The 25520-nt window shown below is 56.6% G+C and carries 19 protein-coding genes; 9 read left to right on the forward strand and 10 right to left on the reverse strand.

All coding sequences use genetic code 11. The annotated features are described in order from the left end of the window. Position 1: 1 nt before the first annotated feature. The 8 genes from CHC01_RS21685 to CHC01_RS21725 all read right to left on the reverse strand — a co-directional run bounded on the left by CHC01_RS21685 (position 2) and on the right by CHC01_RS21725 (position 10284). A complete protein-coding gene (locus CHC01_RS21685) occupies positions 2-913 on the reverse strand; it encodes an allantoinase PuuE (RefSeq protein WP_089266342.1) in 912 nt (303 codons plus the stop codon). Between the two features lie 10 nt (positions 914-923). After that, on the reverse strand, positions 924-1433 hold the full coding sequence (locus CHC01_RS21690) for an ureidoglycolate lyase (protein WP_089266343.1): 510 nt from the start codon (positions 1431-1433) through the stop codon (positions 924-926). 199 nt (positions 1434-1632) lie between these two features. Then, complete coding sequence (locus CHC01_RS21695; RefSeq protein ID WP_176454671.1) at positions 1633-2253, reverse strand: GntR family transcriptional regulator; 621 nt, start codon at positions 2251-2253, stop codon at positions 1633-1635. A 1865-nt stretch (positions 2254-4118) separates the two neighbouring features. Further along, the gene (locus CHC01_RS21705) at positions 4119-5225 is read right to left on the reverse strand and encodes a glycosyltransferase (RefSeq protein ID WP_176454672.1); all 1107 of its coding nucleotides are present in this window, start codon (positions 5223-5225) and stop codon (positions 4119-4121) included. Beyond that, positions 5222-6175: a glycosyltransferase family 2 protein gene (locus CHC01_RS21710; RefSeq protein ID WP_089266347.1), complete on the reverse strand. Its 954-nt coding sequence runs from the start codon at positions 6173-6175 to the stop codon at positions 5222-5224. Before CHC01_RS21710 ends, CHC01_RS21705 begins: the two co-directional genes overlap by 4 nt. Positions 6176-6246: 71 nt before the next feature. Further along, entirely contained in the window at positions 6247-7584 is a 1338-nt protein-coding gene (locus tag CHC01_RS21715) for an O-antigen ligase family protein (RefSeq protein WP_210421700.1), read from the reverse strand. Next, entirely contained in the window at positions 7574-8740 is a 1167-nt protein-coding gene (locus CHC01_RS21720; RefSeq protein WP_089266349.1) for a glycosyltransferase, read from the reverse strand. The genes CHC01_RS21715 and CHC01_RS21720 overlap by 11 nt, the downstream gene beginning before the upstream one ends. A 71-nt stretch (positions 8741-8811) precedes the next feature. After that, positions 8812-10284: an undecaprenyl-phosphate glucose phosphotransferase gene (locus CHC01_RS21725; RefSeq protein WP_089266350.1), complete on the reverse strand. Its 1473-nt coding sequence runs from the start codon at positions 10282-10284 to the stop codon at positions 8812-8814. Positions 10285-10755: 471 nt separating this feature from the next. Between CHC01_RS21725 and CHC01_RS21730 the strand changes: the two genes are divergently transcribed. Genes CHC01_RS21730 through CHC01_RS21740 form a run of 3 tightly spaced genes read left to right on the forward strand, consistent with a single transcriptional unit; the run spans position 10756 to position 14559 of the window. Beyond that, positions 10756-12003 (forward strand): glycosyltransferase family 4 protein, encoded by a 1248-nt coding sequence (locus CHC01_RS21730; protein WP_141137147.1) that lies wholly within the window; start codon positions 10756-10758, stop codon positions 12001-12003. A 28-nt stretch (positions 12004-12031) separates the two neighbouring features. Continuing rightward, positions 12032-12979, forward strand: coding sequence for a class I SAM-dependent methyltransferase (locus CHC01_RS21735; RefSeq protein ID WP_176454673.1), 948 nt, complete (start codon positions 12032-12034; stop codon positions 12977-12979). 53 nt (positions 12980-13032) lie between these two features. After that, positions 13033-14559 carry an oligosaccharide flippase family protein gene (locus CHC01_RS21740; protein ID WP_089266353.1) on the forward strand — a complete coding sequence of 509 codons (1527 nt, stop codon included), beginning with the start codon at positions 13033-13035 and terminating at the stop codon, positions 14557-14559. A gap of 36 nt (positions 14560-14595) precedes the next feature. Here the strand turns inward: CHC01_RS21740 and CHC01_RS21745 are convergent, their stop codons facing one another. Both CHC01_RS21745 and CHC01_RS21750 read right to left on the reverse strand, forming a co-directional pair. Next, positions 14596-15936, reverse strand: a complete 1341-nt coding sequence (locus CHC01_RS21745; RefSeq protein ID WP_089266354.1) for a UDP-glucose dehydrogenase family protein — start codon at positions 15934-15936, stop codon at positions 14596-14598. Positions 15937-16178: 242 nt separating this feature from the next. After that, positions 16179-17780, reverse strand: a complete 1602-nt coding sequence (locus CHC01_RS21750) for a GMC oxidoreductase (RefSeq protein ID WP_176454674.1) — start codon at positions 17778-17780, stop codon at positions 16179-16181. 479 nt (positions 17781-18259) lie between these two features. Here CHC01_RS21750 and CHC01_RS21755 point away from each other — a divergent pair, with 479 nt between their 5' ends. The 6 genes from CHC01_RS21755 (at position 18260) to CHC01_RS21780 (ending at position 25518) form a co-directional block, all read left to right on the forward strand. Next, positions 18260-19378, forward strand: a complete 1119-nt coding sequence (locus CHC01_RS21755) for an acyltransferase family protein (RefSeq protein WP_089266356.1) — start codon at positions 18260-18262, stop codon at positions 19376-19378. A gap of 66 nt (positions 19379-19444) precedes the next feature. Next, positions 19445-20776 carry a hypothetical protein gene (locus tag CHC01_RS21760; RefSeq protein WP_089266357.1) on the forward strand — a complete coding sequence of 444 codons (1332 nt, stop codon included), beginning with the start codon at positions 19445-19447 and terminating at the stop codon, positions 20774-20776. Between the two features lie 252 nt (positions 20777-21028). Then, positions 21029-22219 carry an acyltransferase family protein gene (locus tag CHC01_RS21765; RefSeq protein ID WP_089266358.1) on the forward strand — a complete coding sequence of 397 codons (1191 nt, stop codon included), beginning with the start codon at positions 21029-21031 and terminating at the stop codon, positions 22217-22219. A 115-nt stretch (positions 22220-22334) separates the two neighbouring features. After that, positions 22335-23774, forward strand: coding sequence for a UbiA family prenyltransferase (locus CHC01_RS21770; RefSeq protein ID WP_089266359.1), 1440 nt, complete (start codon positions 22335-22337; stop codon positions 23772-23774). Beyond that, entirely contained in the window at positions 23771-24199 is a 429-nt protein-coding gene (locus tag CHC01_RS21775; RefSeq protein WP_089266360.1) for a GtrA family protein, read from the forward strand. Before CHC01_RS21770 ends, CHC01_RS21775 begins: the two co-directional genes overlap by 4 nt. Next, on the forward strand, positions 24196-25518 hold the full coding sequence (locus tag CHC01_RS21780; protein ID WP_089266361.1) for an FAD-binding oxidoreductase: 1323 nt from the start codon (positions 24196-24198) through the stop codon (positions 25516-25518). Before CHC01_RS21775 ends, CHC01_RS21780 begins: the two co-directional genes overlap by 4 nt. Positions 25519-25520: the final 2 nt, after the last annotated feature.

Below are 25520 nucleotides of genomic sequence, written 5' to 3' on the forward strand. Positions count from 1 at the left end.
ATCAGGGCGTGGGGGGATGGGTGGCCTGCCAGTGGCGGGCGATGTCGCTGCGCCGGCAGATCCAGGTTTTGTCGTGTCTGGCGACGTGATCGAGGAAGCGCTGCAGGCCGGCGGCGCGGCCGGGATGGCCGATCAGGCGAGTGTGCAGTCCGACCGACATCATCTTCGGCGCGGTGGCGCCTTCCGCGTAGAGCATGTCGAAGGCGTCGCGCAGATAGACGAAGAAATCATCCGCCGTTGCCATCGCGCCGCGGCTGAACTTGGCGTCGTTGTTGGCAAGACCGTAAGGCACCACGAGATGCGGCTTGCCGAGCACACGTGTCCAATACGGCAATTCGTCGTTATAGGCGTCGGAGTCGTAGAGGAAACCGCCTTCCTCGACCACGAGGCGCCGCGTGTTCACGCTCGGCCCATAGCGGCAGTACCAGCCGAGCGGACGCTCGCCGGTGGTGCGCTTGAGGCTCTCGACGGTCTTGCGAATGCGCTCGCGCTCGTCGGCCTCGGACAGCAACGGATGCCGCTCCCAGCGCCAGCCATGGGCGCAGACGTCGTAGCCATATTCGCGAATGGCGGCGCAGGCCTCGTCGTTGCGTTCCAGCGCCAGCGCGCAGCCCATGACCGTGGCGATCATGCCGCGCTCGGACAGAAGGCGCAGCACGCGCCAGAAGCCTATGCGGCTGCCATATTCGAACATCGACTCGGCAGCGAGGTCGCGGCCCTCGAAGCCGCCACCGCCACCTTCGGTCAGGGCTGCTTCGGTGACGCCGTCGCCATCGGCGTACGACGGCTCGGAGCCTTCTTCGTAGTTGATGCAGAAGTTGAGTGCGATTCTCGCTGCGCCCGGCCATTGCGGATGCGGCGGGGTGCGGCCGTAGCCAACGAAGTCGCGGGTGAGGTGATCATCATGCGGCATCGTTGCGATCCTATGCGCTCTGCGGCATCACGGCGCGAACGTCGCCAGCGATATCGACGAACACGTCGTCGTCCTGCCGGCCGGTCATGCCCATGGCGACGGCAAATTCCATAGCCGCGCCGAGAACGGTCATGGGATGATGCCAGACATTGCGGGCGAAGGTGATGCTTTGATGCGGTCCGGCGATGAAGCACCGCAGGGTGGCCACATCAGGCAGGCCATCCGGGCCGGCATCGCACACGATCGCCAGGTATTGGCTGCTGCCGAGCGGGATGAAGGTCTGGGCGGAGAACGGATGACGCTCCAGCGTCGTGATTGGCAGGGGCAGACTGCCGAGCCTGGCGGCGCTGCTGATCCAGAAGGAAAAGGTGGCGGCGTCCTCGGTGCGATCGTCCGATGTCGGAAGATAGCGCCGGCGCACGTCGATCGGTCGCTCGGCTACATCGCCGAAGGCGGCAAAGGCGGCTGGGGACAGCGATTCGGCCGCGACGGTGTGGGAAGCAATGTGGTTCGGCGTCATTCAGGCGGGACATCTGGTTGGTCGGTCTGCTGCGAAGCGGTCCGATATTCCACTGGTATACCAATGAACCGCCCGTGCTGATTTCAGTCAAGCTGCGAAGCCCGGGAAGCTGCGTCAAATTTGGACGGAGTCCGACAAAATTGCGGGCAGCTGCAGAATTTTCGGACATGCACCCGCAGGGATTCTGCCTGATCTCGACCTAGCCGTGAGGCTCGGGCAGGAAGATCCCGAACCGTTCGAGCAATCCCTGCCGCACATTAGTGAGATGCAGGATCATCGCCTGACGGGCTGCGGCGGCATCACGATCGATGATGGCATCGATAATCGCCAGATGCTCGCGGGTGGCAGGCAGCAGCCGGCCAGGCTGGCGCTCCACATTGCACATCCGGATCTTCTGCCGGATCTCTCCAATCAGCTTCTCAAGCGAGCGATTGCTGCAATGCCGCGCGATCTGGTCATGAATTTCATCGTCGAGGGTCCAGTGAGCTGTCCCGGACACGGTCGACGCAGCAATGATCTTCTCCAGCGCAGCCCTGATCGGTGCAAGGATATCCAGCGCGATGCGGGTCGCCGCAATGAACGTCGCTTCGCTCTCCAGCACCATGCGGAGATGGATCAATTCGAGCAATTCCGCCATATCGATTGTGCGGACCACCACAGTGCCGTTGGACAATTGCTCGAGCCTGCCTTCGCCCAGCAACCGGCTGATGCCAGCCCGCAGCGGCGTCCGCGAGACTTTCAGCCGCAGTGCAAGCCGGCGCTCTTCGATCACCTCGCCGGGCTGCAGCTGTCGCGACTCGATCAGGTTGTGCAGCTTCAAATAGGTTGCGTCTGTTATGCTGCCATTGGTCCGTGCCGGGCGTTTGCTGGTTGATTTCTTTGCTTTGTTGACAGAAGGCACGGATGTTGCTTTCGACGATTGGATAGAAATGCCGCCATATCGGTAGACGTACGGTACGTTCTCGCCGCTGGCCGAGCCGAAGCTCTGGGCGAGCCATCCATTCTCAATTGGTGTCACCTTTTATGCAAGACTCCGCGAAATTCCGCTGTCTTTGGATCTCCACATGACCGCGTCTGGCGCAGGGCGGACGTTCGGATCAAGCGAGGCTGTCACTTAAGTACAAAAATCGCAAATGGCCTCGCGCTCTACTACGGTATGGGTCGGTGAGGACGGTGGTCTATTCGCGACGGCTGCGGAGCAGGCAATCTGCTCCGCAGCGCAGGACTTCAGTGGCGATCGAGCGTCGAAGGCGTCTTGGGCGACTGCTTCTGTGGAATTCACGTCCATATTTATCTGACAGAACATCATCGCTGGCTAGCAAGCTAGTTAGTTCTGCGATTTGTTGATTGGTTCGCAAAACTGATAGACGATTTCGGTAGGCTGTAGTGAGGAAGCTCCGCTTGGGATCTGGAGTTAACTCACGGCAATTTGTTCGCGAGTAAAAGATAGAGAACTACCAAGTTACGGTTCTATCCCAAAGCGTGGAATGGAAGTTGCAGCACTTACGCAAGGTGTTCAGTGTTAGGAGGTACAGATGGTAATGTTACACCGGCCTTGGACGGACAATGAAATTGCAACGCTTCGCAGTTTAGCTGGAAGGCTACCACCAGAAGAGATAGCGAAAGAAATTGGGCGAACTCGGGCTGCAACGACGATCAAAGCGCACGAATTACATTTATCTCTGAGACGACCAGGCGCAAACCGCCTGGATAAGCGTTGGGCCAAGAGCTCAGTGCTCGGCTAAGCAAGCTCATCCGTTGGGTTTGAGAGCTGTGTACCGAAACCCTTCGTTTGTTGTCTCGATCAATGGCAGCCTGACCATGTGCCGCTCGTCAGTCGGCTCAAAGCCGTCGTCTGCTTCGAAATCTCTCCGAGGGCCAATGAACCCCCAACACATTAACGGTTACGCGTAAGAGGCGAGCCTGTTCTAGAAGGGGTTGTTCTATCCAAATCGCGAGATGCGCGGTCGTGCACGTCCGACCCGGCCAAACCGAACACCCAGAGAGCTTGCCCGTCGTTTGACGGCAGCCGGCGTACGGTCGAGGAACTGCGCGATCTCAAAACTAGATCGGCCTGCTATAGCAAGTTCCCTCAGTCTCTGATCCTCCTCAACCGACCAAATATTGTTCGACGGAACCGCCACGTTTGCCCCCTTACTCCTCAAAGATCTCCAAGACGATCGGAATTCTGGTGGTGAATTTGGATCGATATTCATCGGGTTTAAGCGGAAGGGGTGACGGATATCACGACGATCCCATCGACCTTGATAAGGAATACCATGGTTGGGTCGTCAGACACGGGCGCACGTAGATTTGCATACTCAAAGGCAGAAATCTCACATGGAGAGGCAAGGCGGCACGCGAGACGGGAATGGGCGTAGCAAATAGGCGCACCATTGGTCGTCATCGACTCGAGATCTGTCCTAAGCAGATCATCCACGCACATCGTGCAAGCGAAATCCGCATCAGGCGCGTCGAATACGACCGTAGGCCTGCCGTCAATCTCAAGGACAAATACTTGAGCCGTCGTCATCGGAAGATGTGCCTCTTAACCTAAAAAGAGCAGCTTAAATTTAGCAATACTGGCAAATAAAATGGGTCATACGATTGTCCCTAGTCCGCATTGCGGTCTTATGGGCCGATCGTTGCAGACCCATCCAAGACGGATCTGGAAGAATACATAAGTCAGAATTCAACGCTCCTGTAGAGTTCCATCACGCGCTCACGCCGGTATGTTGACTTGATCGAATCGGCGGCGCAATGGCCCAAGTAATGCCGATAACTCTCGCAATCGAGATGTTGGCCAATGGTGTCCGCCACATGTTGCGGATCCATCGATGATAGATGAACAGCAGTGTTTCCATCACAAGAGTAATCGCGTATTCCGCCGACAGCATTTGCGATGACGGGTAAGCCGACCATCATGGCTTCCGCGACAACGATGCAGAACCCTTCCTCATCACTCATATGGATGAAGAGGTCCTGCTCCATCGCATCGGCGTACCACTTATGCCTAAATCCTGCGAACTCGACCTGTTGTCCAATACCGAGGTCGCTCGCTAGTTGCTCAAATGTTGATTTCATAGGCCCTTCGCCGTAGATGGTCAGAATGACCGGGCGGCCTCGGTCGAAGAGAATACGAACCGCCATGAGCAGCAGATCGATGCGTTTACGGCTCACCAAGCGACCGGCGGTTGCGATCCGAGCTGGGCCAGAGAGTTCATAACACGTCTTCAACGGGGCTTCATCGCTCGCGAGGAACAGCGGGACGACTTCCTCCTCGCGTCGTCGCGGCTTAAAGTAGATGCGCGTCGCATGTAATGTCGTCGTGCAATCCGCCCAAACGCTATCGACTCGACCGGAAGTCAATCGCAGAAGTTTGCTATATAACGCAACGGCCGGTCCGCGCTCAAGTTCGGCAATGTGTTCGAAAGCGATGCACTTGACCCTCGGAAAGGCATATAGCACGAACCTGCCGATGATGTTGGCCTGTTTGAGCGACAGAATGACTGATTCCGGACGGAAGGTAATGATGGTCCGGAACAGCAGATACGCGCCCACCAGGCAGCCGCGGATCGATAGATTTGGGGAATCGCTCGCTTCAATAATTCGGTCTTCGCCTGCTAAGTTTCCGATTTCGCGCCTCAGTTCGGCCGAGCCTCGGTGAAGAATAATCACACGAAAATCGTAACCTTCGAAAAGCCCGTTTTCCAGCAAGCTACGCAGTCCGATCTCGGCGCCGCCTCGCATGAGTCCGTTGATGAAGTAAATGACGCGACGTTGCTCCGTCATGATCGACTCGCACGTGAGAGCGTCAACTTCGCGGCTCTCATGGCTGATGCACCACCCAGATAGTGTAGTGTGAGGGTCAGCCATGCCCGCAGGTTGAACGGGTTTAGAGATATCGCAGACGCCAGAAGATTGGCAGCACTCTCGCTGCGGTCGTCGAGCGCCTCAAGATTTCCGAGTTTTCGTGCGCGTTCAGATAGTCGCTTTGCCACGCAACGAAGAAGGCGCGGCTCCTGAGTGGCTATATGGAAGGCGACGTAAGCGTGATGCTTCATCAGTAGGCTGCGTTTGGAGGTAACCGCAGATTCGTGTAGCCGCTTGTCAATCAGAGGGGTGCTCAATGCTGCGACACGGCCGAGCCTTGTCGCGCGAAAGAAAAATTCGGTGTCCTCGAAAACTTCCAGTGTCGCGTCGAAGCCGCCAAGTTGCTCCCACAATGACCGTCGCATCAGTACCGTAGACGGGACGATGGGGGGATCTTCCATAAAGTACGCAAGAGTCTGATCTGGCTCAAGGGTCAGATCGACGAGCGACGCTACTTCGGGTGGCTTACGATTGTCGGTCCAAAACAATGAGAATGCAGTATAGACGAGCGCAGTCTCCGGTCTGGCCTCGAAGATGGCAAGCTGCTGCTCGAGTTTACCCGCTCGCCAGAGATCATCCGCGTCCAGGAATGCAATATAATCGCTATCGGTGGTGGAGACGCCGCGATTGCGATTGAGCGACACACCACGTGTACCTGGAATCTTGCCTTCGGCGACCGGCAAAACGGATATACGGGAATCGCGTTTGGGAAGTTCCTGCAGGATCGCCTGAGTCTCCGCGTCTGACCCGTCGTCACAGATCACGATGTAATCGATCAGGTCGGATCGACACTGACCGAGCACACTATCAACGGCGGCGTGCAGAAAGCGCCCCTCGTTAAAGCAGGTAATGATAACGGAAACACTCATTACGGTTACTCACTATTGCGCTCCGATTGGCCTTTCGGCCTGGAACCTTGGCCAAGCGCGTCGTTATCAGATCAAGCAGCTCCTGTTTCCGTGACATACTGATTTTTCTTGAGATGGATCGCGTGGTGCGTGCGCTTCTGAATGCTGGCAGCGATTTGCTCGGCTAGAGTCCTGACGCGCGTGATAATCTGCGGCAATACGTCCGGCATGAGAGTGATCAAGACGATGATCACGAACATCTCCGTTCCTGACCCTTCATACCACATGTAAGTCAGAACCGGGATGAACAGAATGAATAGCACCCGGATGTAGGCATAGTCACCGAAGCGCCATCGCATCCAGATCGCATCACGAATGCTCAGGATCATCGAACGACCAAGCGCAGCAATTACAATTCCGGTGCCGAGAAGCCCGTTCTCGGCCAACATACGCAGAAATTCGTTATGCACGGCTGCCCGCAGATAAGGCGGGTAGTTCGCAAAGTAAGTGCGCGCAAAGTTACCTGTCGCGTCGGTGCCAGCCCCCAAGAACGGGTTCTGAGAGAACATCGCCCATGCGACCTCGGTTCCGAGCTTGCGTGCGGTATCGCTGATAGACGAGGGCAAGCCCCCCTCGATCGCGTACCAGATTTCATTCCGGTCCTGCTCGACGAAGATGCTGCCGACACGCTGCGATATCTGTCCATCCGTCAGGACGTCGGCAAAGGCGATCGCCAGCGCACCGGCAGCGGCAGCGAGAAAAAGAGCACCCAGATTCCGGACATTAAGAAACACCGCCAGTGTGATTGCCAAAAATGGCAACAACGCCTTTCGTTCAGCCGACATCACGATCAAAACGAATAGTAGACTCCAGACGGAGAGCCAGAGGCGATTGGTCGGGAGTGCGCCAATCACAAGGCCGACTCCGATGCACATCGGGAGAAACAGAAAGGCCGATTTGGGATCACCCAGCTGCTTCCAGACAATGATATGTCCATGCGAGACATGCCAAATGACATTGAATGCAACTGTCGCGGCCAGAAGCCCGAGAAGTAGCCGGTAATGCCAACGCCGCAGGCCGGTCGGGTCGATATTGCAGATGAGAAGTCCGAGCGAGATAAGAATCGCAATCTGCAGAAAGCGCTTGCTGATGTAAACCAAGTCACCAGTCCAGAGCGCCGGCACCGTCGAAACCAGATAAAACATGATGAGAAGAAGCATGCCTGCACTGGTTCTGATATGACGTGGATGCGTCGTGCCCAGATACAGTGCAATAAGACCCAGGGTAACGATGTCGATGGGCTTGAGCGTGCCGACCGGGGTTCGTAACTCCAGTCCCATAAAAAGTGCACCAAGCGAGCAAACGATACCCGCCGTGATGATGCTCCGCGGCGTAATCTCAAATCGGCCTCTGGAGGAGTTATTGTACAATGGCCCGCGCTCGCATAATGGCAGTTTGGTAGATCGTTTCCAGGGAAAGTCCCATGCTAGCAGTCGACCATCTTTCCAGGTCGATAGTTTTTGCGTTTAAACTCATGCTGGCAAGAAGGAAGGGATCATCGAGTAGGTCGCGAACGGCCGTCAACATTGAAGCGAAATCTCCCTGCTTGCAGACGACGCCGTTATGCTCGGACTTCACGATCACCTCGATACCCGGAAGGTCAAATGTGACCGCAGGCTTCCCGCTGGCACAATATTGAACGACGGCGCGCGGTAGACCTTCTCTGCCAGAGCAATAGATGCATAGATCCGCCGTCTCGAGCAGCGCGGGTGCGTCTGAGGCATATCCGCATACATCAACAATCTCCTGCAGCCCGAGATTGGACACGTGCTCCTTCAGGGAGGCTTCGAGCGCGCCCGTACCAGCCAGCACGAATGTCGTGTCACCAAACTGCCTTCGTCGCTCGCCGATGCCGTCGATCAGTTCTCGATGGGCCTTCCGTCGTTCGTAGTTTGCGAGATAGACAACACGGCGGCGTGGACGACCCGTCGCGATATCGATGCGCGCCGGTTCTAGCTGTCGGCGCCGGAACGAGTCGATGTCCATGCCGCTTGGTACGATATAGTGCAGATCGGGAGTTCCGACGCCGTGCGCGAGAGCCAGCTCCATCATGCCGGGACTAACATCGACAAAGGCGTGCGTAAACGATGCGGTGATTCGTTCGAGAGCAACATAGACCTGACGCTGCAACCAGCCCACATTGATGAAAGCGAGGATATGGATTCCGTGAACGACGGCGAGGCTTGGGATATTCATTGCCGCCATGCGTCCGATGACGCCAGCCTTGCTGGTATGCGTATGTACGACGTCCGGGCGAAGCCACCACAGCAGGCGCCTAATCGTGCGCATGGCACGCAGATCTCGCATCGGGCTGATGCTTCTGGTGAGGGACTTGACCTGAATGGCTTTCACCGCCGGATGCAACCGGGCAATCATCTTCGGATCGAAGTCGTGACCATAGATGATTGTGACGGGATGCCCCAGTTGAGCAAAATGGTTGCAGCTGAGGACTGTATTTTCATCAGCTCCTCCCGCAACGAGCCGAGTGATGATGTGAAGAATATGATGCGGATTCGTATTGTACATGTCGATTTCTCCGGAAGAGAAAACGTAAAATTGCAAACGAGTCAGGGAACGCGAAATGACGTTCCCGCAGATCAGTAGACATCGCGGATTTTCATAACCGAGTAGATAGTCCGAAAGATAATCTTGATATCGAGGGCTAAGCTCCAATTCTCGATGTACCAGAGATCTTGCTCGACGCGCTTCGCCATAAGTTCCGTAGTTGCCGTCTCGCCGCGATAGCCGGTGACTTGCGCCCATCCCGTAATGCCCGGCGGCATCCGGTAGCGAAGCGCATAGTTATCGAGCAAATTGCTGTAGGTCGTGTCATGCGCAACGGCATGCGGACGAGGTCCGACGATCGACATCTCGCCACGGAGAACGTTGATTAGCTGAGGCAGCTCGTCGATGCTGGTCGATCTGAGCCAGCCACCGATCCTGGTGATGCGAGCGTCGCCGCGCGATGCTTGCCGGATAACGTTACCGTCATCTGCGGTAGTCATTGAGCGGAATTTGAGAATCCGGAACACGCGGCCATTAAAGCCAGTGCGCCTTTGTGCGAAGAATACGGGTCCCGGGCTATCCAGGCGGATCAGTGCCGCGATGATCAACATCATTGGACACAGGGCGAGTAGGCCGGCACCGGCCAAAGTAACGTCAATCAGGCGCTTTATGGTCTGTTCGAACGCTGAGCACGGTCGGCGCTGCAGCTCGACAGCAACACCGGCCCCGATATCGACCAGCGGTCGTTGCAGAAGGGAATGTAGATCACTATGCGGGATCAATTTCACGGAAACGGGAATGCGACGCAATTGGTGCATCAGGTTTGTAAGCTGCTTCGAATTCATGGCGCCGGCGCAAATGACAACCTCGTTGAGTTTTCCGTCGCGGTTGAGATTGAGGAGGTCGTCGCGGGCTAGCGCGCTGTCCCGGCCCAAGCTGTCCGCGAGATCATTGGCCGGATAAGTTCGAACAATCTCATAACCATGCTGTGACAGAGAGTGAATGATGCCATTGGTTGTCGACAGCGGCACGTGCGGGTCGGAATCCTGAATCAGGGCGATCCGCTTGCGCTTGAGGCTGCCGTGGCGAAGCGCATTCGTTAGAAGACGTCCGGCGGAATATCGTACGACTCCGAGCGCTACGGCGCCGGTCACGAAGTAAAGAATAAGAGCGCCTCGTGAGAATTGATCGCCGATTTTCAGCAGAAAAGCTGCCAGGGAGCCAAAAAGAAAGACGCCGCCCCAGTTTGTCAGTATCTTGGTTAGTGTAGTTCCGTTTCGCAGCAACGATGATGGACGATATATCCCTCGTGCTTGTGCCGAGGCGAGGTACAGGGCGCCAAGTATGAAGCTCGCGCCGAGCGGAGCGCTTAATTCACTGAAAACTGGAATCTGGGCGTGAGAATAGAAATATGCATATGTCAGTACGGAGATACAGCCGGTCAGGATAATGGCGCAGGCGTCGCTTATTGCCAGCGCGTAGCCCCATGCTTCATACGATAGTGGAAGTCGATGGATCGACTTGAAGAGGATCTGTGGCCCGTGGAACTCTGATACCGATGCCATAGTTGCTACCGACGCGTTGCATTGAAAAAGATAGAAAGTGGAAGCCCCGCATGGGGCGTCGCTTTGTATCGTTCTGCAGTCGAGGTCGTTGAGCGTAATTCTTGATAGTCAGAAATTGTTAGTTCAGAAGAAAATATCGTGGCCCTATTCAGGGTTGCGAAGGCGCTTAACGTCAAGACTAAAAGTTTAGCGGTGTTTGCTTTCAAAAGTGTAGGTTCGTCGTCATGACATGACCTGTGACGAAGAAGCTATGGATGCTTTGCGAGATTTCGCGGCAGTCGCCGCCGAAGATGTGGACGTTGCGATTGCTCTTCAGGCATCGTCCTGAGTTCCGTCATTAATCATCGCGGCGGCAGGATATGAAGTATTGCGCAGTCTTTTGTGCAGCGGTTTGCTTGCTCTCGCGTCGATATTAGTTGGCATAACGTATGCTTGTTTTTAAGCGACTGCTTTGAGTCGGAGTACTCGATTATGTGGTTGCGGCATAAGCAGGACGATCGCCAGTCCCTTGTTGTGATGCTCACGTGTCAGTTCGTGGAGATCATGGGCGGCGCGGAGAAGCAGTGTTTGAGCCTGTCCCGGGCGCTGGAAGGTCGCGGAGAGAATGTCATCGTCTTGTCGAGCCGCGTACCCGGTGTCGCTCTCGATGACGATGCTATCGGTATCCGAGTGATCCGATTTTGGTGTCCGTCGCCGCCGCAGCTCGCCGGTCGCCATTTGTTGTCGTCATTGCTTTGGGCGGTTCAGGCGCTGTTCTGGCTATCCTGGCATCGTCAGCACATCAAAGTCGTTCACGCGCACCAGCTCCGGATTAATGCCTATGTTGCCGCGGTCGCAAGCAAGTTCCTGAAGCTGCCATCGGTCCTGAAGTTGGGCGTTGGCGGAGAAGAGAACGATCTCGTGGTGATCGGACGGAGGAAGTATCTGTTCGGGAAGGCCGGTGTCGATTTTGTGGTTAGGCATGCGAGTCGGTTCATTGCGATCAGCAAGCAGATCGAAGACGATCTGAAGGCGCATGGCGTATCTCCATTTGCAATCGCGTCGATCCCGAACGGTGTCGATCTCACTCGTTTCGCAGCGCGCATTGAGGAGACACAGGAAGCGCGGGCCGCAAGTGTCAAAGACGCGGCGGTATTCAGCTTCGTGGGGCGGCTGTCTCCCGAGAAGAATGTGTTGTCGATGATTGCGGGCCTCCAGTCCGTACCGGCGCCGAAGGGGACATCGGTGATACTGGCCGGTGAGGGACCTTTACGGGGAGCGATCGAAGCCAGATTGAAAAGTGCGCGAAATCCGCTAGATGTACGGCTGCTCGGTGCCATTACGGACGTTAGCGTACTTCTTCACCGCTCGCATTTTCTGCTGCTGCTCTCAAGCTCTGAAGGCCTCTCTAACGCGCTGCTGGAGGCGCTCGCGGCTGGTGTGGTGCCAATCATTACGGATATGAGCGGTGCGCGCGACGTTATTCCGTTCGAGAATTATCCGCTGTTTTCGGTGAGCGGTAGCGAAGTCGATATCGCGGTCGCCGTTCGCAGGGCCTATACACTCGATCCAGCGGTTTGGTTGGAGTGGTCGCGGCGGCTGTCCCAGCACGCGGAGAGAACGTTCGATCTTGAGTCAGTCGCGATGCGCTACGTTGAACTCTATCGTGCCCTGTCCGAGCCAGGCGCTTCTGTCGGACTAAGGACCACTCGCGAGACATCTCAGGTCAATCAAGCCTAGTGATCTTTCAACCCTCAGAAAAGAGGATGTGACCGTGCTGGCTAACCTCACCGAGATCGCCCATTTGCTCAGGCGTCCTGAATGTCTGGAGACGCCGTTATTCTTGAAGGAAGCTATTGGCACCAGCGGTGGCGAACCGGTCCAAACGGAAGACGCCGTCCGCCGCATTCATGGGCAGCCGATACTAATTGATTTCAATACCAGCGTGGCGCGACCGGAGGACTTCAGCGAGGGATTTCGCCCGCTTCTGGATAGGAAGCGACACTCTTTTTTCAGACGGTTCGCGAAAAGTCTCTATGTGTCTACGGCGACAAGCGCACGGAACTACAAGCGGGTAGCGGCGGAGATCAAGGCGCGTGTCGCCAAGCCGGTTGTGCTGGTGATTGGCGGCGGAACCAGGGGAGAGGGGGCGGACGCGCTTTATAGTGATGCCGAATTACGCGTCGTCTCGTTCGACATCTATCCGAGCGAGAATACGCTCTTCATCGCCGACGCGCACTCGATCCCATTGATGTCGGGCTGTGTCGATCTTGTTTGCATTCAGGCCGTGCTGGAGCATGTCGTCGATCCTGTCCGAGTGGTCTCCGAGATCGTTCGCGTACTGAAGCCGGGCGGGTTCGTCTATGCGGAAACACCGTTCCTGCAGCATGTTCACGAGGGTGCCTATGATTTCTGGCGTTTCAGCGAAAGCGGTCATCGGCTGCTCTTCCGCGAGTTCGAGGCAATCGATCGTGGTACTCTCGGTGGGCCCGGTCTTTCGCTCTACTGGGCCGTTCGTCAATTCTGGAGGGCGGTCACGCGATCAAAGACGCTAGGAAATTTGTTGGCAGCTCCAGGACTGGCCTTCGTCATGCTGGATCGATTCATCCCCGAGCAGCGGCGGATCGACGGTGCAAATGGCTCATTCTTCTTCGGCGTTAAATTTTCGGGGAATGTCCGGCCGCAGCTGCATCCAGCGGATATCTATCTAGGCTAGTGAGGTGGCGTCGTGAACCGTAACACAGTTGATACTGGAGGGACGTTTCGCTGATGGACGCGCGTGGGGAATCCTCCGGCGGCAGCCTCACACGAAGGCTCGGTACCGGTGTTGGCTGGCTGATGATCGGGCGCCTCGGGTTGGCACTCTCCGGGCTTGCGTCGTCAGTGGTACTGGCACGACTGATGTCACCGCGTGAATTCGGCATGATGGCTGCGATCACGGTCGTTCTATTTCTCGGCAATGCTCTGACCGAGGGCGGCTTTGTCTCTCCCATCATTCAAAGGACAAAGGTCGATGCTGATCTCAGAAATGCAGTTTTCAGTCTGTCTGCAATATTTGGCCTCGTGCTCGGAGCTTTGGCAGCCGCTGCGTCGCCGTGGGTGGCCGGATTTTTCAGGATAGAAGGACTCGAATGGCCGCTGTTAGCTGCGGTCGTCATCATTCCAATCAAAGCGATGGCGGCGCCCGCCATCGGGTTGCTGATGCGCGATCATCGCTATCGGGAGGTCACGGTTGCCGCGCTGTTATCGAATATATTCGCCTACTCCATCGCAGCCATCTTGCTTGCCGCTCTGGGATTCGGGATTTGGGCTTTGGTGATCCCGAGCATTCTCGCCGCGTTGACCGAGCTGGTCCTGGTTGGTCGTGCAGCCGGTCCGCCTCGAAAATTCGTATGGCGGATCACAGATCGGAATTTTATCAGCGACTGGCGCGCCTCCGTCTCCAGTGGGCTTTTGAACTGGGGTGCACTTTCGAGTCCGAATGTCATCGTCGGGCGACTGTTCGGCGCGGATGGACTGGGGCTTTACTCACGTGCCGGTAGTCTATTCTCCATGGCAACGCAACTGTTCTCCACGACGGTTGAGCGGGTCATGTTCTCGGGTTTGTCGGGAGTTCAGGACGATGGCGAGCGTGTAACGTTGCTCTTTCGGCGCATGCTGTCCGTGCTGCTGCCTATTTACGTCACGATTGGCGTTGGGCTTGCCATCCATGCCGAGCCGATCATTCGTATCCTGTTCGGTTCTCAATGGCTGGCCGCGATCCCCGTGACCAGTGTGTTGTTCCTGGCATTCTCGGGCCGCGCCAGCTACAAAATCTCGGAGTCGCTAGCGCTCAGTAAGGGCCGTTTCAGCAGCGTTGCCTTTCGTCAACTGCTCTATCTTGTCCTTGTGAGTGTGGGCTTGCTGGTCGGATCTCCGCACGGCCTGGTCGGAGTCGCGAGCGGCTTCACTGCTGCAATCTGGATATTCTACGTGGTGAGTGTTCTCCAGGCTCGGCGTCTTGTTCATCTCAGCTGGGCAAGCATCGCCTTCGTGCACGTGCGCGCCGTTGGGATCGCTGGCGTTGGCGCATTCGCCGACATCGTGGTGATCTGGTCCTTCTCACGGTTCGGCTGGCTTCTGTCGCATGGTGCGGGGGCAATGGCGCTAATCATCGTACTTGCGGTGACGATGTCGCTGTTGCCGGATCGGATCATCGGCGAGGATCTGGTTTGGGTACGGCGCAGAATATTCTCACTGATCAAGATCCGGACGGGCAGGCCGGTGGTTGGCCTGCCCGTTGTGTCGGTCGACTGAGGCGAACTGACAGCCCAGGCGCCTACATGTTGCCATCTAGCTGACGGCGCGAAGCAAAGACTTGGGCCGCGAAGGCTTGTGACCGACGCTGTTGTAAATGAATCCGTGGCGTTCGATCTCGGCCGCTCGGTAGACATTCCGGAGGTCAACCAGAATAGGCAGATGCATCAGCTCGCGAAGCCGTGGAAAGTCCAATGCACGATAGGCATCCCACTCCGTCACTAAAACCAGGGCGGACGCATTGTCGGCGCAAGTGTAGGCATCCGGGTAGAACGTCACTCCGCTGATAACCCCTTGGGCCTGCGCCATTCCTATTGGATCTGTAACATTGACCGTCGCGCCGGCGTCGAGCAACGCCTGAACGATCGCAATGGATGGAGCATCGCGCATGTCGTCGGTATTTGGTTTGAAGGTCAGTCCCAGCAATCCGACCGTCTTGCCTTTGACGGAGCCACCACAGGCGGCAATGACCTTCCGGGCCATGGCGCGCTTGCGCTGGTCGTTTACGGCGGCAGCCGTCTCGACAATACGTAGAGATCCGCCGTAGTCCTGCGCCGTCTTGACGAGCGCCGCCGTATCCTTTGGAAAGCATGATCCGCCATAGCCGGGGCCGGCGTGCAGGAATTTCTGGCCGATCCGGTTGTCCAGGCCCATGCCACGTGCGACGTCCTGGACATTGGCATCGGCTAGCTCGCAAAGGTCTGCGATCTCGTTGATGAACGTGATCTTGACCGCCAGAAAAGCGTTTGATGCGTATTTGATCAGCTCTGAAGTGCGCCGCTCCGTGAAGAAGATGGGCGATTGATTGAGAAAAAGAGGACGATAGACCTCACTCATGACGTCGCGCGCACGCTCGTCCTCGGTGCCGATCACGATGCGATCCGGCCGCTTGAAGTCGCCGATCGCAGCACCTTCGCGCAGGAATTCGGGATTGGAAACGACCGAGAATTTGAGGTCGGGACGTGCCGATCGGATTATGCTCTCGACTTCATCGCCGGTTCCAACCGGTACCGTCGATTTGAGCACAACGATCGTATAGCGACTGGCGGCTCCCGCGATATCGCGCGCCGCCTGATAGACATAGCTCAGGTCCGCATGGCCGTCGCCGCGTCTTGATGGCGTGCCGACGGCGATGAAGATGACGGATGCGCCTTTGACAGCGTCTTTGAGATTCGTCGTAAAGTGCAATCGATCTGCGGCAACGTTTCGTGTGACGAGATCGTCCAGTCCGGGTTCAAAGATCGGAATGGTACCGACCCTGAGGTTCTCGATCTTCGTGGCGTCGGTATCCACGCAAGTTACCGAGTGGCCAAAATCTGCGAAACAAGCTGCCGAAACAAGTCCGACATATCCAGCGCCGACTACCGTAATATCCATCGTTCAAACCTCTTTATACTCGAGAAAACGAAAAATCCGGCAATTGCACATATTTGAAGCGACGCGCGAACGGCACCTCATAGCCTGATATGCAGAATCCCTGCCAATTCGCGGGACCGGCGGACGGTATGACTCAGCTTGAGGAGTTCACATGCAACGCGAAAGCCGATGAAGCCGGTTATGCCCGTGACAAGAAAACGCATTATCGGCTTCCTTTCGTAACCAAGTGGGGATGGCCAGCGTCAGCCTCCCGATAGCATTGTCCTTACGATTCCATCGGCGGCCCGGAGCGCCAGCTGTATGATTGTGAAAGTTGGATTGGCGCTGCCGGAAGTTGGGAATGCCGATGCGCTGGCGATCCAGATGTTCGGGACCGCATGGCATCGCAGATCCGGATTGACGACAGAATCTGCCGGTATGGTGCCCATACGTGTGGTGCCGGACGGGTGAGAAGTGTCAATAGAGTCGGAGAGGGACAGGGTTCCCTCGATCACGTTCGGATTCCAGATTACCGGACAAAGCCGCTCAATCCCCGCACGAACCCAGAAATCGCGGAGGCACTGAATCGTCCGCAGGAAGGTGCGGAGATCGGTCTCGCCTGGCGCCCATTGCAACTTGGGTAGCGGAACGTCGAAGCTGTCGCGCTGCTGTGAGAGTGCAATCTGGTTGTCGTAGACGGGGACTTGCTCGATCCTGACATCGAGGCGTAGTTCGGCCGCCGATGGTAAAAAATTTTTCTGCGTCAGCGCACGCCAGAGGCCAAGACTCCTCAGAAAATCGACGTTCGTCGAGAGATAGAGAAACTTTCGTAGCGAATGCTGTATCTCGTTTCGCTGGAAATCGCGAACGAGGGCTCTCAGCATGTCCAGGGGTGTTCCGTCGGATATATGCAGACGCACTTCGGCATAGGCGCTGGCGACGGCATTGATATCCTGCGCCTGGTCGCTGAGCTGGAAGTAGAGCTTTCGGCGAGTATTCCCCCAGTAGTCGTAACCGAACAAGCGGGTTACGCGACTATCGTCTCCGGGCTGCAGGCGCCCGACTTCGAGCCGGATATGATCCTGGAAATAATGGCCTAGTGCACGGCAGTTTTCGAATGCGCGATATTGTGTCTGCAAATTGAGCAATAGCAGCAGGCGCGTCGTTTCTATCGTGCCGGCTGAGATCAGGAACTGATCGGCCTTGACCTGAAGCTTGCGGCCTCTGAGCGAACGTGCCTCGACCGAGGTCAGTCGACCCGTCGCTTCGTCGACTTGCAGGCGGCAAGCGGTTGCTCCGAGATAGAGCTGGAGACCGGAACTGCGTGCGATCTCCCGCCTCAGCCGCTGGCCGATATTTCGGCGCCGGAAGTTTGGCCATTTTGGCAGGCGGATCTGGATATCCGGATCGCGCCGCGGAATGACAGTATCGGGGTCCAAGCTGTCAAGAACGTCGCCCTCGAAAGCGCTGTTGTCCAGACCGAATAAGCGCTCGATCTCAGTCGTATAGATATCGAGTTCATGGATCGGAAACGGCCAGCCATCCAGCGACAGGTGCGGCCGTGGACCTGTGTCGTGCGGTGTCAGTGGAAGAAGGCGGCCACCCCACCGGCGCGATGTGCCGCCAAGGCCGCGCATCCGTCCCGTCATGGCGCCAGCATATGACGTCGTCGATGTGTCCGCGCGGTTCAACTCGTTGATGTCAGACTCGACCGTCTGATAACCGCTTTCAAGAAGGATTACGGAATAGCCCTGCCTGGCCATGCGCAGCGATGCAACCAAACCGGCAAAGCCGGCGCCGATGACACATATCTGTGCAAACTTCGTCTCGTCGATCTCTGCGTCGCGGAGGTCTCGAATAGACATTCGCTCGTCCACGGTCAGTCGCATCGCGCAAGCGCGATACAATGGATTTAAAAGGATGCGAAGATAGCCCCAAGAATGTAGTGCAAGAAGAATGCCGCAAAGCTCTCGCGGGAGTCATGTGGCGTCATCGGCAGCAGCTCTGTCTCAGCTAATATTGTTTTCGATCGAAGTCCTAAAATTACCCCACGTCGAGACGACGAAGTCGCAGCGCTGACATCTGACTTCCTGATCCTCTCTGAGGACCTTCGGGATCCGAATGGATGGGCTTCCGCATGCTGCGCAGTGAAACTCGCGCCAGCCTGACGAGCGAGACTCGTCTTCCCAGCTACGGTCCGGCATACGCACCTCTCAAGCTCGAGATGAACTACTCATGCAATAGTGAGGCCAGCTCTGGCATGTCGATTGCTTGACGCAGGATGTAGTGCATCATGGGCTTCATGCCCGGGGCCGGCGACCGATTTCGACGGAGCAAAGGACCTATGACCTATTCCGCAACTCATCCGACGCCGGAAGTCATTGATGAGCAGAAGCCGCATGCTGGAAGGTTAGAATCGGCGTCGGCTGATGCGTTCAAAGGTATCTGCATCTTCCTTATCATCTTCGGACATAACAAAAGCCTGGAATATGCGAGCCCGGAGTTCCGGGCTTTTCTGTATTTGTTTCACGTCGCGATGTTCTTGTACTTGCCGTTCCTGAGGCCGTGGCAGACGTGGGGGCGGGCAAAACCACTCGACCTGATCATCCGCTACGGCTGGCCATGTGTGGTGTTCACACTCGTCTACTCACTTATCTTTGTAAAATTCTCCGGTCGCTCATTGACTGAAGTACCCATGCTGGTCGCTGAAGCCGTGCTTGCCATGAGCGCGCGCGGCTTCGATCACGCGACAGGCCTTCAGCTACTCTGGTTTTTGCCAGCGCTGATCGGTATCCGTTTCGCGATGATGCTCGTGGCACCGCTCGCAGGCGCGCAATTATGGCCTGTTCTGGCCGTCGCCGCTTTCACCCACAGCCTGGTAGGTCTGTTGCCGGAGAGTCTGAAATACGTCACGCCATTCGGGTGGCCGATTGCGGCGTTGCTGCTGTTTCCGGGAATGGTAATTGCGCTCCTTGATCTTGGGCGACGTCGAATACCAGTGTGGATGCTCATCGGCCTTGGCGCGATTGCATTGACGCTCATGCTCGCGACGGGGTTGATCAATCGTGGTCATCCGCTCAATGTCGGAATGATCTTTGTGCCCTCAGTCGCAACGCCGTTAAAATTGATTGCGCTCGACCTCATCCAGATATGGGCCTTTGTTACTCTCATGGCCGTCAGCCTGTTATTGCCGGTGCAGAGGTTGTTCGGCGGGCTTGGAAGGATGTCCTTCGAGCTCTTTGTGCTTCACCAGCCGATCTATATCGGGATCCGCGCGATCACGCCGGTGCTAGTCACCAGTTGGGGGCCTTGGCTGACGGGCGCTGTGACACTCGCTTTGACGATTGCAATCGCCGTGGGTGTTGCTGTTGCCATTCGCAGCGTGCCGCCAGTGCACAGGCTCCTGTTTCCGGCCGGTGTTGGATCGTTCGGTCGCTTGTGGAGTCCACGCCTGCAGCAGTGAGAACCCTGGCCTGGCGGAGCCGGCGAATGGGCAAGTGGAAAGTAAACGGGGCAGATTGAGGCAATCATGCAGGCCGAGACGAGTTCTTCAAAAGACGGAAGCGCTGTCAACGAGGTGGTTTACGCCGCAGCCCATTATATCAAGCCGGGAGGCTCATTCGTCCTGCTTGGCCTCGCCTTTGTCCTGACGCTTGCGATGCTTGCTCATAACGGCATTTTCGGCGTTGTCGAGACGTTCTCGGACGAGCATGACCATTTCAAGCGGTCAATGATGTTCGCCAGCATTGTCCGCGGAAATGCAAATCTCGAGACGATCGGCACATTCTATGCGGGGGGAATCTGGCCGCCGCTCTATCCGATGCTGATGGGCAGTCTCCTGGCACTAACGAATTGCGGTGTGGGGGTTCTTAGGGGAACCAATGTACTGCTTGCCTATTGTGGCTTTGCGTTTCTGATCGGCGCGATAGCGCAGCCATGGGGCCGCTATATCGGCATCGTGGTTGTCGCGCTGTTCGTTATCGGAACACATTATTACTTTCAAATTCGTCCTGAAAGTCTGGTGCTCCTGTTGCTCGGTGCCGCGATATTTCTGATCGTGAAGTATCGCCTGTTCTCCGTTGATACGCAGAGACAGCCGAGCCGATATGTGCTTTGCGGGGCATTGTTCGCGATGGCTTGTCTGACGCACGCTTTCATTGCGGTGCTGGCCATTTATCTAGTGATACTCGCTCTGCTCGGGATCCGATATCGGTTCCATTTCGTGCTAGCATTTGCCCTGATCGCCGGGCCCTACGTTGCTGCACAGGCGATGATCCATAACGGCGTGGTGCTGTTTGCGACCACGGCCGAGGAAAATCTTGCACGGAACAATAATGTGTTCCTTCGGAATCATGAGCGACCGCAGGCGGATGAACTGCTCTTCGCGGAAATGGAGCGGCGGTATAAAGCGCGTGACAAGGTGACATACCCGCGCCCCATGTTGTTGCCCCAGGGAAGATACGAGCAGTGGCTCCATGACGAAAACAAGCGCCGCATATTCAAGGAAATGGCCATGGAGGAGGTCCGCGCCGATCCGGCGGGCGCAGCGATCCGGGCGATGCAGCGCGCCACAGGCCTGATTGGCGGAGAGGGCTGTGTCCCGGGCCAGCGTTATGGCTGTAATGTCAGCCCAAAACTCGACCTGATGGCATTCTACGGCCTCGAGCTAATGGCACTCATCGGTTTGATCTATGCGGCACGAAGTGAACGAATTCGAGTTTCTTCATTCTCATTTGCAATCGCATGCGTCGCGTTGCTCGCTCCCATGATTGTCACCCAGGCGGTGGAGCGCCAGTTCGTTATTGTGCTGGTATTGGCATCGTTCGGTGGATTGGCTCGCCTCAAATCGCCGCGAACATAGGCACTGCGCGCGACGCGGGCGCAGTCCGCAGTGCGAGTGGTGCGCTATAGGACATCGCGCGCTTCCGAAGGAAAACCTGCGGAAGGCTGATTTTACTGAAAAGTAAGTCTCGGTTCCGCCCAACTAAACGTGGAAGTGTAGTTTCTGGAGATGTCGCAAATGAAGGCGTTTCCTGCATATAATATGTACTTGCCGAAAATTGTACGCGTTCGATAGCCTACCCGAAGTGGAATTTTCCTTTAGGAGGATCCATTGCGTTTCGCAGCTTTAGACGGCTGGCGTGGTATAGCAGCCATCGGGGTTGCAGTTTTCCATCTCAGTGTTCTCGGTCATTTTTTTGATATTCCCTTTGTCCGAAAAGCGGATGTATTCGTCGATTTCTTCTTTGTCCTGAGCGGTTTTGTTCTTACGCACGCTTATGGCAGCCGCCTTTCGAACAAGGACGAGTTTTTTCGTTTCGCTATTCGTCGCTTCGGCCGGCTGTGGCCGCTGCACATTGTCACTACGCTTGTTCTGCTCGCAAGCGAGGTCCTGAAGTATGCGACGATGAAGTTTGCAGGCCTCGGTGCGGGTGCGCCTGCATTTGCCGGGCGAACGAGCGTGGAGGCGCTCATCTATAATGTGTTCTTGCTGCATGGCCTTGGCTTCTTCCCGGACTTCACCTGGAACCTGCCGAGTTGGAGCATCAGCACTGAATTCTACGTCTATGCAGCATTCGCGAGTGTTTGCGTGGTGTTCGGACGACCGTCCGTGGTGATTGCGGGGGTGGCCGCTGCGCTGGCTGCCGTCGTCTTCTACATGTTGATCGGTCAACGTACCGGGCCGCCGCCGCTCTATACCGCTGTTCCGCGATGCATGTGCGAATTCTTCGTCGGCGTTTTCGTTTATCGGCTCTTTCGAATGACGCCGCCATCGGGGATGCGCGTAGCGTCGTGGTTCGAGGTCCCAATCGTTATCGCGATGGTCGTGCTGGTTTCGATTTCATCCCGCAGCCAGCTAGCCTTCGTGAGTCCGTTTCTCTTTGGAGCGATGGTCTTTGTCTTCGCGGGCGGGGGCGGGATCGTATCGAACGGGCTCATGTGGCGGCCGCTTCAGAGCATGGGAGAGATTTCGTACTCGATTTATTTGGTTCATTTTGTTGTTCTGACCATTTTCAATGCACTGACGCGGGCGCTGGAGCAAAAATTGCATATGCCGCTGCGTGCGCAATTCGTTCATGACGGAGCCCCGTTCGATGTTCTCACGGTCGGTGGTCCCTGGTTTCTGGATCTCGTTGCGATTGGCTATCTCGTCATCGTGATCTTCGTGTCGCGTCATACGTACAATCTAATTGAGGTCCCGGCGCGGGATTTCTTCAACAATATGGCCGCAAACATGTTTCCGGTCGCACCTGCGGGTAGTGCGAAGAAGCCGATTCCGTGTGGCCTGCGGGATGCGCTCTGAAGTCCGAGGCGGCGACAGGTGGGGCTTCGATGGGCTGGCGCAACGCAAGGCGGAGATGCAGACGAGTTGATGTGAGACGACCTGCAATACTGTAAGGCGAGCTGGAGTAAGGCGTATGGGCTTAGCAGAAGCGTCGTTATCCGGTATGTCGGTTCCACTTATTGTCGATGTCGACGGAACGCTCCTGAAGACAGATTTGCTCGTCGAGACATTTCTTGCTTTGCTCTCACGCAAGCCATGGAGAGCGCTGCTGGCACTGGCGGAGTTGCGGAAAGGCAAGGCTGCCTTCAAGGCGCGGCTAGCGAGCGAAGCCGAGATCGATATCTCGCTGATGCCCGTGCGGGAAGAGGTCATCACGTTCCTTCACGGCGAGAAGGCTCGAGGGCGGAAGATCTATCTCGCGTCTGCGGCAGATGCGCAGCTCGTATCCGCACTGTCCGATCACCTTGGCCTGTTCGACGGTGTGCTTGGATCCGACGGCAAGATCAACCTGTCTGGTGCGGCCAAGGCGGATGCCTTGTGCGAGCGATTTGGCAGGGCGCAGTTTGACTATGTTGGCGACAGCCGGGCGGACCTTAAGGTCTGGAGCACCTGTAACGTTGCAATCGTCGCGGGTGGTCGTGGCGCCTGGCGCTCCGGGATTTCAGGCGGCCAGCCCGGCGTGGTGGAGATTGTTGGGTCCCAGCCGGGCCTTCGCGATTACATCTCGGCGCTGCGCCCGCATCAATGGCTGAAGAACGCGCTCGTGTTTGTTCCCGCTATCGCTGGACACGTCCTGATGACGACCTGGTTCGGGTCGATCCTCGCCTTCATCAGTTTTTGCCTGTGCGCGTCCGCAGTCTATATTCTCAACGATCTGCTCGATCTGCGAGCCGACCGGCAGCACCCGCGCAAGCGCAATCGTCCGTTCGCATCAGGGCGCGTTCCCATCATCCATGGAGCGGTGATGGCGCCTAGCCTGTTGCTCGCGGCGTTTTCCCTCACATTGTTCCTGCCGAAGGTCTTTGCGATCGTCTTGGCCGGCTACCTGGTTTTGACAACGCTTTATTCCTTTTGGCTTAAGCGCAAAGTTCTGGTGGACGTCATCGCACTCGCTTGCCTGTATGCAGCGAGGGTGATCGGCGGATCGGTAGCGACGGGCGTACTAATTTCTCAGTGGCTGGAAGCGTTCTCCATCTTCCTGTTCCTCAGCCTCGCGCTGGTGAAGCGTTCCGGAGAACTTGTTGATCGAGTAAACAGCGGACGTGGTGATCCGAGCGGACGAGGGTACCGGCTCGACGATTTGCCGGTGATCGAGTCCATGGCCGCTGCCAGCGGCTATTTGTCGGCGCTGGTGATGGCGCTCTACCTGAATAGCGAGGCTGTCGTAAATCTCTATAACAAGCCGCATCGCCTACTGCTGATCTGTGTGGCGTTGCTGTTCTGGACGAGTCGGATGTTGCTCAAGGCTCATCGCGGACAGATGGACGATGATCCCATCGTGTTCGCTGCGCGGGACCGGGTCAGTCTGGGCGTCGGAGCGGTATGCCTCGGTGTCGTGTATATCAGCCTATGAAGTCATCAACTCATAGCCTGATCGCGACTTATGTCGTCTTTTGCGTGATAGCAATGGCGACCAACCTCGGAACGCAGAACGCGTTAAGCTGGCTGTTGGTAAAGCAGGGATTCGCAGACCAGTTTCGACTGCTTGTCGTGCTCACTGGCGGTACACTGGCGGGACTTCTGATTAAGTACGTGCTGGACAAGCGCTATATCTTCGAGGACCGCAGTCGCGACCTTAGCTCTCATGCGCGCAAGTTCTCAAAGTATACGGCGATGGGACTGGTGACGACGGCCATCTTCTGGATATTCGAATCCGTAGCGTTCTTCATCGTGCCGACGACAACGGGATTGATGGTCGGCGGCGTGATCGGGCTCACTATCGGCTATGTCATCAAGTACCACCTCGATCGGCGATTTGTCTTTGAGGCGACGGTATGATGCTTTCAGGATGGGGACGATATCCTGTGCTGCCATGCACAGCCCGGAAGGCGCGCGGCGAAGCCGATGTTATCAAGTTGATGGCTTCAACAACAAGCCTGATCGCCCGCGGAGCGGGCCGCGCTTATGGCGACGCGGCACTAAATTCGAAGATGACGTTGCTGATGGAGGGCAGCGACCGCATTCTTTTTTTCGACAACGAGACGGGGCGTCTGACATGCGAGGCGGGAGTGCTTCTCGCCGACATCCTGAACGTCTTCGTACCGCAGGGCTGGTTTCCGCCCGTTACGCCGGGCACGCAATACGTGACCGTGGGAGGCATGATCGCCTCGGACGTCCATGGAAAGAATCATCATGGTGCGGGAAGTTTTGGCGAATATGTAGAGTCCCTTGAACTCGCGGTCAGCGATGGACGAACGTTGCGCTGTGCGGGTGATGAGAATGTCGACCTGTTCAATGCCACGATCGGCGGCATGGGACTGACCGGCGTCATCCTGCGCGCGACCTTCCGCATGCTGCGCATCGAGACGGACCTGATCGTTCAGGAAACGATTCGTGCAAACAACCTGAGAGAAGCTTTTGACGTGCTGGAGAACTCGCTTTCTGCAACGTATTCGGTCGCATGGATCGATAGCTTGGCAAAAGGAGACAGGTTTGGCCGCTCGGTTGTGTTCACGGGAGAGCATCTGGCGGCAGCGGAATTGCCGAAGGATCGGGCATCTGTGCCATTTTCCGCCAAGCTTCCGAACGGGCGAAAAGTGCCATTCGACCTTCCCGGAATGACTCTGAACAGATTTAGCGTATCGGCCTTCAATGCACTCTATGTCGGATCGCGCAAATTCGGGCGCTCGTTGATCAATTTCCAGCCTTACTTCTACCCTCTCGATAGTATCGCGGAATGGAACCGGATCTACGGGCGCGCGGGCTTCGTTCAGTATCAGGTGGCATTTCCGCGCGAGAGCAGTTTTGAAGGGATAAGCGCGATCCTTCAGACTGCCTCTGACTACGGAATGGGGTCATTTCTCTCCGTATTGAAGCTCTGTGGGAGACAGCGGAATAGTCCACTCTCGTTTCCACGGGAGGGCTACACGCTGACTCTCGACTATCCCATTAGAGCAAGAACTTTCAGCATGCTCCTCGAACTTGATCGCATCGTCGATGATCACGAGGGGCGGATCTATCTGGCGAAGGATGCCAGGATGGGAGCCCGCATGCTGGAGCGTGGATATCCGCGGATCGCTGAATTTGCCGCTGTACGGCAACGGTTCGATCCAGATCGCAAAATGCGTTCCTTACTCTCTGACCGACTGGGCATCTAATG

The sequence above is a fragment of the Tardiphaga sp. OK246 genome (assembly GCF_900188215.1).
Classification (GTDB): domain Bacteria; phylum Pseudomonadota; class Alphaproteobacteria; order Rhizobiales; family Xanthobacteraceae; genus Tardiphaga; species Tardiphaga robiniae.